At 66.3% G+C, this 8668-nt stretch carries 7 protein-coding genes; 3 read left to right on the plus strand and 4 right to left on the minus strand.

What is annotated here, in order from left to right; genetic code table 11:
• Positions 1–372: 372 nt before the first annotated feature.
• From ACJ7C5_RS18570 to ACJ7C5_RS18580, 3 genes are all read right to left on the minus strand, one after another.
• On the minus strand, positions 373–2022 hold the full coding sequence (locus ACJ7C5_RS18570) for a phosphoethanolamine transferase (protein WP_412704742.1): 1650 nt from the start codon (positions 2020–2022) through the stop codon (positions 373–375).
• The gene (locus ACJ7C5_RS18575) at positions 2019–2771 is read right to left on the minus strand and encodes a phosphatase PAP2 family protein (RefSeq protein ID WP_412704743.1); all 753 of its coding nucleotides are present in this window, start codon (positions 2769–2771) and stop codon (positions 2019–2021) included. Before ACJ7C5_RS18575 ends, ACJ7C5_RS18570 begins: the two co-directional genes overlap by 4 nt.
• Positions 2772–2882: 111 nt before the next feature.
• Positions 2883–4586, minus strand: a complete 1704-nt coding sequence (locus ACJ7C5_RS18580; RefSeq protein WP_412704744.1) for an ArnT family glycosyltransferase — start codon at positions 4584–4586, stop codon at positions 2883–2885.
• A 130-nt stretch (positions 4587–4716) separates the two neighbouring features.
• Here ACJ7C5_RS18580 and ACJ7C5_RS18585 point away from each other — a divergent pair, with 130 nt between their 5' ends.
• Positions 4717–5430: a response regulator transcription factor gene (locus ACJ7C5_RS18585; RefSeq protein ID WP_093999734.1), complete on the plus strand. Its 714-nt coding sequence runs from the start codon at positions 4717–4719 to the stop codon at positions 5428–5430.
• Positions 5417–6703 carry a sensor histidine kinase gene (locus tag ACJ7C5_RS18590; protein WP_097049372.1) on the plus strand — a complete coding sequence of 429 codons (1287 nt, stop codon included), beginning with the start codon at positions 5417–5419 and terminating at the stop codon, positions 6701–6703. The genes ACJ7C5_RS18585 and ACJ7C5_RS18590 overlap by 14 nt, the downstream gene beginning before the upstream one ends.
• 47 nt (positions 6704–6750) lie before the next feature.
• Here ACJ7C5_RS18590 and ACJ7C5_RS18595 read toward each other — a convergent pair whose 3' ends face one another.
• Positions 6751–7140 carry a VOC family protein gene (locus ACJ7C5_RS18595; protein WP_125432574.1) on the minus strand — a complete coding sequence of 130 codons (390 nt, stop codon included), beginning with the start codon at positions 7138–7140 and terminating at the stop codon, positions 6751–6753.
• Positions 7141–7274: 134 nt separating this feature from the next.
• On the opposite strand from ACJ7C5_RS18595, the gene ACJ7C5_RS18600 reads away from it, so the two are divergent.
• Positions 7275–8528, plus strand: coding sequence for a DUF819 family protein (locus ACJ7C5_RS18600; RefSeq protein ID WP_412704745.1), 1254 nt, complete (start codon positions 7275–7277; stop codon positions 8526–8528).
• Positions 8529–8668: the final 140 nt, after the last annotated feature.

Raw genomic sequence — 8668 nt, forward strand, 5'->3', positions numbered from 1 at the left:
TGTTTCCAGAGCCTGATGCGTAAGCCATTGCTCTGTCTGAGGAAAACGTGGGGATACCTCAGGGTCAGATCCGTTTTCCTTCGGAAAACGGATCTGACCCCCAGTTTGAATTTCGATATCTGACAGAGACTCATCCACGCATGGCGTGGATCTACCAGGTCGCGGAAATCTGTCAGAGGCGGGGCGGTGTCGGAGCGCGGGGTGTCAGCCGCATGGATGCGGCTGCCAAGCCTACACGGACGTACTTGCGGCGTCCCCGCGCTCCGACACCGCCCCGCCATCCCACGGGATGCACGCTGTTGCTGTTGCTTCCGCCGTTGCGGTTGCAGTTGCCTCTGCAGGTGCAGGGCTGCAAGCCCTGCCGAACAACCCTCAACTCTCGCAGTTGGCGAACACGTCGCGGTCGCGCTCGTACAGCGAGGTCTTCACCTGCATCAGGCCCAGCACCGACGGGAACAGATTGTCATGATCGGTATAGGCCGCCGAACGCTTGCGCACACACTGCAGGTCCAGTCCGCGGCTGCTGGCGAAGCCCGGTGAGAACCACATCGTCATCGGCACCCGGGTCTGCTCGGCCGGGGCGATGGCGTAGGGCACGCCGTGCAGGAACAGGCCCTTCTCGCCCAGTGACTCGCCGTGGTCGGACAGGTAGATCATCGCCGTGTCGTAGTCCTGCATGCCCTGCAGCGTGCCGATGGTCTTGCTCAGGAAGTGATCGGTGTACAGCACGGCATTGTCGTAGCTGTTGGTGATCTCTTCGCGCGAGCAGCGGCCGATGTCGCGGGTATCGCAGGTGGGAGTGAAGCGGCGGAATGCGGGCGGATAGCGCTCGAAGTAGGCCGGGCCATGATTGCCCAGCTGGTGCAGCACCACGACGCGGTCGCCCGGCTTGGCACGCACCTGGGTGGCGAGGTCCTGCAGCAGGATCTCGTCCATGCAGCGGCCGTCGGCGCACAGGCCCGGGGTGGTCGCATCGGACAGTGACTGGAAGTCCAGGCCTTCGCACACGCCCTTGCAGCCGGACTGGTTGTCACGCCACAACGGTGCGATGCCGGCACGGTTCAATACGTGCAGCAGTGACTGGTGTGCGCGGATCTTCTTCTCGTCGTAGTCGTGGCGGCCCCATGGCGAGAACAGGCACGGCAGCGAGACCTCGGTGCTGGTGCCGCAGGAATGCATGTCCGGGAAGTTGAGCACGTTGGCCTGGGCCAGCTCCGGGGTGGTATTGCGGCCACCGTTGAGGCCCCAGTTCTGCGCGCGCACGGTTTCGCCCATGACGATCACCAGCAGGCGCGGCTTGCTGGCAGGTGCACGCGGGGTGGCCTTGGCGTCGGTACCAATCGGCAGCTTCGGCGCGCGCTGCACCGGATTGTCGCCACGCAGCGCACGCGGCATGCCCAGCAGCACGTTGGCCGGTGTCGCCAGGTAGCGCACTTCGCGCTGGTTGCGCATCAGTGCCGAGACGTCCTGGAACGAGATCAACGCGCCGCCGACGGCAGTCACCGCCGCCACCACCAGGAAGCCGAGGCGCCACAGCAGGCTGCGGCCCCAGCTGCGACGGCGAAGCTGCACGCGCCACAGCACCACCATCGGCAGCACCGCCAGCAGCAGTACCGGCCACAGCAGCGACACGGTCATCAGCTCGCGGCTTTCCTTGGGGTCGGTCGCCAGCACGTTGCGCAGCATGTCCGCATCCAGGTAGATGTGGTAGCGGCTCATGTAGTGCGCAGCGAAGGCGGTTACCAGCAACAGCAGGCTGATCACCACCTTGGCGTTCCAGCGCCAGACCAGAATGCCCAGCAGCACGCCGTGCGCACCCAGCAGCAACAGCAGCAGCGACAGCGCGTAGCGCAGGCTGCCCGGATGGCTGGCCATCGCGCTGTGCCAGAACAGGCCGTTGCCGGCCACCGCAAAGAACAGGCTGGTCAGGGCGATCAGTGCTTCGGTGGACAGCTGCGGCCGCCAGCGGCGAAGGTTCGCCAACGCGGGAAGGCGGGCGGGGCGTTGGACCGATGCGCTCATGCGTTTGCCTCCTGGCGGTGGGGACGGTCCAACTGACGGCGGATCAGGACATACAGGCCGAGCGAAAGCAGCCAACATATCAACGCAGTGGCAACGTCATGCGAAAGGAAATGTGCGCCCCGCAGCTGCTGGCTGATGCCGAACACCAGGCCAGCGCTGAGGCCGATCCACAGCCCCGCCCAGCGCCACGAGGGGCGCCACAGCAGGGCGAAATAGTACAGACAGAGCCACGCATAGCCGGCGCTGGCATGCCCGGCCGGGAAGCAGGCCTGCGGCGCCATGCCGGCCGGGCGCAGGGTGAAAAGCCCGATGAAAGGCTGGTGGCCGCCGTAGCGCAGCAGGTCCCAGGGGCATTCCATTGGCACCAGCGACTTCAGCAGGGAGATCACACCCGTGCCCAGGGCCATGGCAATCACGACATAAAGCAGCGCCCACCGCAGGGTGCGATCGCGACCCTTTCGCCAGTGGTGGAAGCACAGCAGGATCGCCACGAGCGCAGCAGCCGTGCTCAGCCATTTGCCGGCCTTGTGCACCACCGTGCGGGTGATCCAGGCGTCCTGCAGCACCCAGTGGCCACCCTCCAGACGGAACAGATGATCGGCCACCCATTGGTCGCCGCCGAAACCCATCAGCAGCGTAAACAACGGCAGACCGATTGCGACAGGCAGCCAGAGGTGAGTTACGGCAAATCGTGACGCCAGTGGCGATGTTGCAAGCGGCGCTACCGAATCAAGGGGACGGACGGGCATGCTGGAAAAGGGCGGTTCGGGAATCCGCGGTCATGCTCGTCACCTGGATGTCGGAGAAGGGTCGGACGCTCGTTCGTGCCGGGTTAATGTGTGCCTGGCACGTGTCAACGTTCAGTCTTCTTCTGCGGTCGATCCTGTCCGCTCGGCGTGGCACTCCGGGTTCCATGCGGTACCGGGAAGCAGTTGCCAACGATTCCTGTTGGCAACACCGATATCGATCACCTTGCTCGGGTCGACGCACGGGCTCATCGCATCATCCAGCACCAGCAGCCAACGCTTGTCCGGTGCCGCGGCCAGCCACGGGCCGGCATCGTGCCACTGCTCGGCCCAGGGGCGCTTGAAGCCGAATTCGCGCACCGGCCGGTCGGCCTGCAGCAGGTTCTGCTCGCGCCAGGCCACCAGCGCCAGTTCGGCGTCGGGACCGATCCGCGCGCCTACCCGGCGCATCAGTGCAGACGCCGATGCGTAGGGATCCAGCGCCGGGATCAGCACCAGACCGTAGAGCATCCACAGCATGCCGTGGGTCAGCAGCACCAGCGTTGCGGCGCGGCGTACCCGCAGCCACACGATCAATGTGGCCAGGGCGATGGCGAAGGTCAGCAGGCCGTCGCCCAGCACCGGAAGCAGAGTGTCGGGCATGGCCCGGCGCTCCAGCTGGGCCACGGCCCACGGATGCTCGGTCATCAACATCACGCCGAGCACGCCGGTGGCCAGCATCAGCACCACGCTGTAGCCGAACAGATAGCGGCGCACGCACAGCCGACGCAGCAGGCCCGGCAGCAGCGGCGCTGCGGCCAGCGCCATTGCCGGCAGCATCGGCAACAGGTACACCTCGCGCTTGCCCGGGCTGGCGCTGAAGAACACCAGCACCAGTACGGCCCAACCCAACAGCAGCCACTGCCGGCGGTCGCCCCGGCGCAGGCGGCGCCACCAGGGCTTGAACAGCATCGGCAACAGCAGGCTGCCCGGCAGCCACAGGGTCAGGATCACCTGCAGGTAGTACCAGGCCGGCTGACGATGGTGCCAGGCGTTGGCGTAGCGGGTACCGGTCTGCTTGAACAGCAACTCGTGCGCGTAGGCCTGCAGCTCGGCGCTGGGCGTGTGCAGCAGCGCCCAGCCCAGCGGTGCCAGCCATACCGCCACGCCCAGCAGGAAGGCGGGAATCAGCCACAGCAGGGTGGCCGGGTGAGGGCCATCCACTGTGCATCCGCGGCGGCGCTGGTACAGCCACCAGCCGAACCAGGGCAGCACCATCAGCAGCGGCAGGAAACCCACGCCCTTGGTCACCGTGCCGACGCCTGCGGCGAAGCCGGCCAGCCACAGCGCGGGCAGGTTGCGGCGTTCGCACAGGTGGCGCATCAGCCCCCACAGGGCCACGGTGGTCATCCCCACCAGCACCATGTCGATCTGCGCGCGCTTGGCCATCAGCCCGAACTGCAGGGTGCAGAACAGCGCTGCGAGGGCATAGACGGAATGCCGGGGCGACCATAGCCGGCGAGCCAGGTCCGAGATCAGCCACAGGCTGAGCAGGGCCCCCAGCAACGACGGCAGCAGGAACGACCACTGCCAGCTGCCGACGATCTCGTAGGCCGCGGCCTGCAGCCACATGAAGACCGGCGGCTTTTCCGCGTACAGCTCCACGCCGCGGTGCGGCAGCAGCCATTGCCCGCTCTCGACCATGGTCCGCGCCGCCAGCACGAAGCGCGGTTCGTCCGGCGGCTGCGGCTGACGCAGGCCGATACCGGCCGCCAACGCAGCAATGATCAGCAGCCACAACAGGGGCAGGCGCCAACGGCGGGGCAGGGCTACGGGCACGGCAGGCTCCGGGAGCAAAACAGCCATTCTGAGGTGGCGGGGGTGGGAAAAGCGTCAGAGGTGGCCAAGGCGACCGCATTCCGACATGGGCAGCGCTACCATGTTACGAACTTCCGTGGATGTTTCGTGCATGCGTCTGTTGGTGATCGAGGACAACCGCCAGCTGGTGGCCAACCTGTTCGACTATTTCGAGTCGCGCGGGCATGTGCTGGACGTGGCTCCGGATGGCATCACCGGCCTGCACCTGGCCGGCAGCCACCCCTACGATGCGGTGATCCTGGACTGGATGCTGCCGCGCATGGAGGGGCCGGAGGTGCTGCGCCGGCTGCGCGCCGAACATGCGTCGGAGGTGCCGGTGATCATGCTGACCGCGCGTGACGAGCTGCCGGACAAGATCGCCGGTTTCCGCGCCGGGGCCGACGACTACCTGACCAAGCCATTCGCGCTTCCCGAGCTGGAGGTGCGGCTGGAGGCCCTGTTGCTGCGCGCGCAGGGTCGCAATCCGCGCAAGCGCCTGCAGGTGGGCGACCTGGTGCTGGATCTGGCCACCCTTGAGGCCCAGCGCGGCAATCAGGTGCTGCACCTGTACCCGGCCTGCCGCAAGCTGCTGGAAGTGCTGATGCGGGCCAGCCCGGGCGCGGTCACCCGCCAGCAGCTGGAGTTCGCGCTCTGGGGCGACGAGCCGCCGGATGGCGACCTGCTTCGTTCGCATGTCTACGAACTGCGCCGCAGTGTAGATGGACCGTTTTCCGAGAAGCTGATCCATACCCTGCCGCGGGTTGGCTACCGCTTGGCCGTGACCACGGCCAGCGATGCCGGCAAGGATGATGATGAAGGCGCGTAAGCCGGGGCCGCTGTACCGGCGGGTGGTGTGGTGGTTGCTGGGCTACCTGGCGCTGCTGTCGGTCGCGGTGTTCAGCGTTGGCAACTACGTGCATGAGCATGCCGAGCACGCCGCCTGGCGTGCACTGCTCAATTCCGAACTGGACAGCATCGTCGAGCATACCGAGCACGAGCCGCACTACCGCTGGCAGGACTCGGATACGCTCAGTCTGTTCCGCTTCGACGAAGGCAACATGCCCGAAAGCGTGCGCACGTTGCACCCGGGGCTGCATGACGGGGTGCCGATCAAGGGCCGGCAGACTGCGGTGATGGTGCGTGATACCGGCTCGATGGGGCGGGTGGCGCTGGCGCTGGACATCTCCGACTTCCATGACCTGGAACAGTTCGCCACGCGCTGGGTGATGCTGGCCGGCGTGATCATGATCTTCGTCACCGTGCTGATGGCTTCGTTCGGCATGGAGCGGATGGTGCGTCCGTTGAGCCTGCTGGCGCAGCGCATTGCCGGGTTGCGACCTGGGGTGCAGGGCCAGCGCATCGAGGTCGACCCGCGTGGCAGCTCCGAGCTGCATACCATCGCCGATGCACTGAACGACTACCTGGACCGCAACGAACAGTTCGTCGAGCGCGAGCGGGTCTTCATCAGCACCGCCAGCCACGAACTGCGCACGCCGATCGCGGTGATGACCGGTGCCGCCGAGCTGGCACTGGAACAACCGGGCCTGCCTGATCGCGCACGCCAACAGATGCAGCGGGTGCTGCGAACGGCGCAGAGCGTGGAGCAGCTGATTGAACTGCTGCTGGTGCTGGCGCGTGATCCGGCGCGCCTGGCCGCACGTGCCGAGCGCATCGCGCTGGACCAGCTGCTGCCGGAGATCGTTGACGACCATCGCCACCTGCTGGGCGACAAGGACCTGAGCATCGGCATCCAGGCGGCGCCGGTTGACATCATCGCGCCGCTGGCGGTGGTGCAGGCGGCGATCGGCAATCTGCTGCGCAACGCCATCGAGAACAGCGGGCGCGGCCACATCGAGCTGCGCCTGAGCTCGTCGGCGGTGTTGACCCTGCAGGATCCGGGGCATGGCATGAGCCCGGAGGAGATTGCCGCGATCCACGCGCGCATGGCCCGCGGTGAACGCGCTGATCGGGGCGGCGGTATCGGCCTGGACCTGATCGCGCGGCTGTGCGAGCACCTGGGCTGGACCCTGCAGCTGCAGCCCTGCGAGCCGCGTGGCACGCGCGTCACCCTCGACTTCAGCGCGTCACGTCCCGCCTGAACCGGCTGTCCTGCTGGATGCCAACCCGGGTTGGCATGCTGTCCCCCTCAACGCCCGTTCGATCGCGCCACGTGCTGGTCGATCAGGATCACGTTGCCGTCGGGATCGGCCAGCTGCAGGTAGCCGGTCCCCTGGCCATCAGGATCGGTGCGGACCGCCAGTTCGATGCCCTTGGCATCCAGTTCGGCCTGCAGCTCACGCACATCCTGGAAGTGGGGCAGTTCCTGCTTGTGCTGGTCCCAGCCGGGGTTGAAGGTCAGCAGGTTGCCCTCGAACATGCCCTGGAACAGGCCGATCACGGTGCCGTTGCTGCGCAGTACCAGCCAGTTCTGTGCTGGATCGCCGCCGGTCACCGAGAAGCCCAGGGCTTCGTAGAACGCACGGGAGGCTGCGAGATCCTTCACCGAGAGGCTGACCGAAAAGGCGCCAAGCAGCATGAGTGGGCTCCTTGAGGGGAATGGGGCGTGGTCGGCACTGCAGCATGACCCGGCGTGAAGACAATGTTAATCTCGACCTGCGCCGCTTTATGCGGCGCTTTTTTTTCCCGCTCTTTCGATCGACAGAGGATCCCATGCCGACCGAACCCGCTACTACTGCCCTGATCAGCAACGACATCGTTGGACTGGGCCTGATTGCCGCCACCCTGGCCCTGATCTTCTGGGCCGCCAGTGGTCCGACCCCGTTGCTGAAGAAGATCTTCGCCTGGGTACCGGCGCTGCTGCTGTGCTACTTCATTCCCGCCATCTACAACACCGCCGGTGTCATCGATGGCCACAACACCTCGCTGTACAACCCGGTCGCGCGTGACGTGCTGCTGCCGGCCGCACTGGTCCTGCTGACCCTGTCGATCGACCTGAAGGGCGTCATCAAGCTTGGCCCGAAACTGCTGATCGTGTTCTGTGCGGGTACCGCCGGCATCATGCTCGGCGCCATCGTCTCGTTCCAGCTGATGAAGCTGATCCATCCGGAAACCGTGGCCGGTGATACCTGGGCGGGCATGGCGGCGCTGGCCGGCAGCTGGATCGGTGGCGGCGCCAACATGGTCGCCATGCGCGAAGTGTTCGGTACCGATGCCACTACCTTCGGCCAGTTCGCGGTGGTCGATGTGGCCTGCGCCAGCCTGTGGATGGCAATCCTGCTGTTCCTGGCCAACCGTGCGCAGCAGATCGATACCCGCAACGGTGCCGACACCCGTGCCATCGACGAGATGAAGGCGCGCATCAGTGCCTACGAGGCGCAGAACGCGCGCATTCCCAGCATGACCGACCTGATGGTGATCGTTGGCGTGGCACTGGGCGGCGTGGGCCTTGCCCATGCCATTGCCGCGCCGTTGGCAGGCTGGTTCAAGACCAATGTCAGCTGGGCCAGCCAGTTCAGTCTGGACAGTCAGTTCGTGTGGGTGATCCTGCTGTCCACCGCGATGGGCCTGGGCCTGAGCTTTACCCGCGCACGCCGGCTGGAAGCGGCAGGGGCCTCGCGCTTGGGCACGGTGTTCCTGTATTTCCTGATCGCCTGCATCGGCATGCAGATGAACCTGCTGTCGCTGCTGGATCGGCCATGGCTGTTCCTGCTTGGCGCGATCTGGATGGCCACGCACGTGCTGGTGCTGTGGGTGGTGGCCAAGCTGCTGCGCGCGCCGCTGTTCTTCTTCGCGATCGGCTCGCAGGGCAACATCGGTGCCGCCGCCTCGGCCCCCGTAGTGGCCGCAGCCTTCCATCCGACACTGGCGCCGGTGGGCGTGCTGCTGGGCACGGTGGGCTATGCCACCGGCACCGGGCTGGCCTACGTCACCGGTTTGATCCTGAAGTGGATGGCGACCGGCTGAGTTCGGGCCGTCCTGGCGTCACGCTCCCGTAGATCCACGCCATGCGTGGATGCATTTCATGGGTCTCCATGAACAAGGGAGGGGTGGGGGGCGGGTGAGCGGGGGGAAGCCAGGGGCCCCCCCCACAAAAACAAGAAGAG

Source organism: Nocardiopsis yanglingensis, from assembly GCF_045809185.1.
GTDB classification, from domain to species: Bacteria; Pseudomonadota; Gammaproteobacteria; order Xanthomonadales; family Xanthomonadaceae; genus Stenotrophomonas; species Stenotrophomonas yanglingensis.

Coding starts and splice junctions, on each gene's coding strand:
- ACJ7C5_RS18590 (WP_097049372.1), top strand. CDS start 5,417: ATGAAGGCGCGTAAGCCGGGGCCGCTGTACCGGCGGGTGGTGTGGTGG.
- ACJ7C5_RS18595 (WP_125432574.1), bottom strand. CDS start 7,140: ATGCTGCTTGGCGCCTTTTCGGTCAGCCTCTCGGTGAAGGATCTCGCA.
- ACJ7C5_RS18570 (WP_412704742.1), bottom strand. CDS start 2,022: ATGAGCGCATCGGTCCAACGCCCCGCCCGCCTTCCCGCGTTGGCGAAC.
- ACJ7C5_RS18575 (WP_412704743.1), bottom strand. CDS start 2,771: ATGCCCGTCCGTCCCCTTGATTCGGTAGCGCCGCTTGCAACATCGCCA.
- ACJ7C5_RS18585 (WP_093999734.1), top strand. CDS start 4,717: ATGCGTCTGTTGGTGATCGAGGACAACCGCCAGCTGGTGGCCAACCTG.
- ACJ7C5_RS18600 (WP_412704745.1), top strand. CDS start 7,275: ATGCCGACCGAACCCGCTACTACTGCCCTGATCAGCAACGACATCGTT.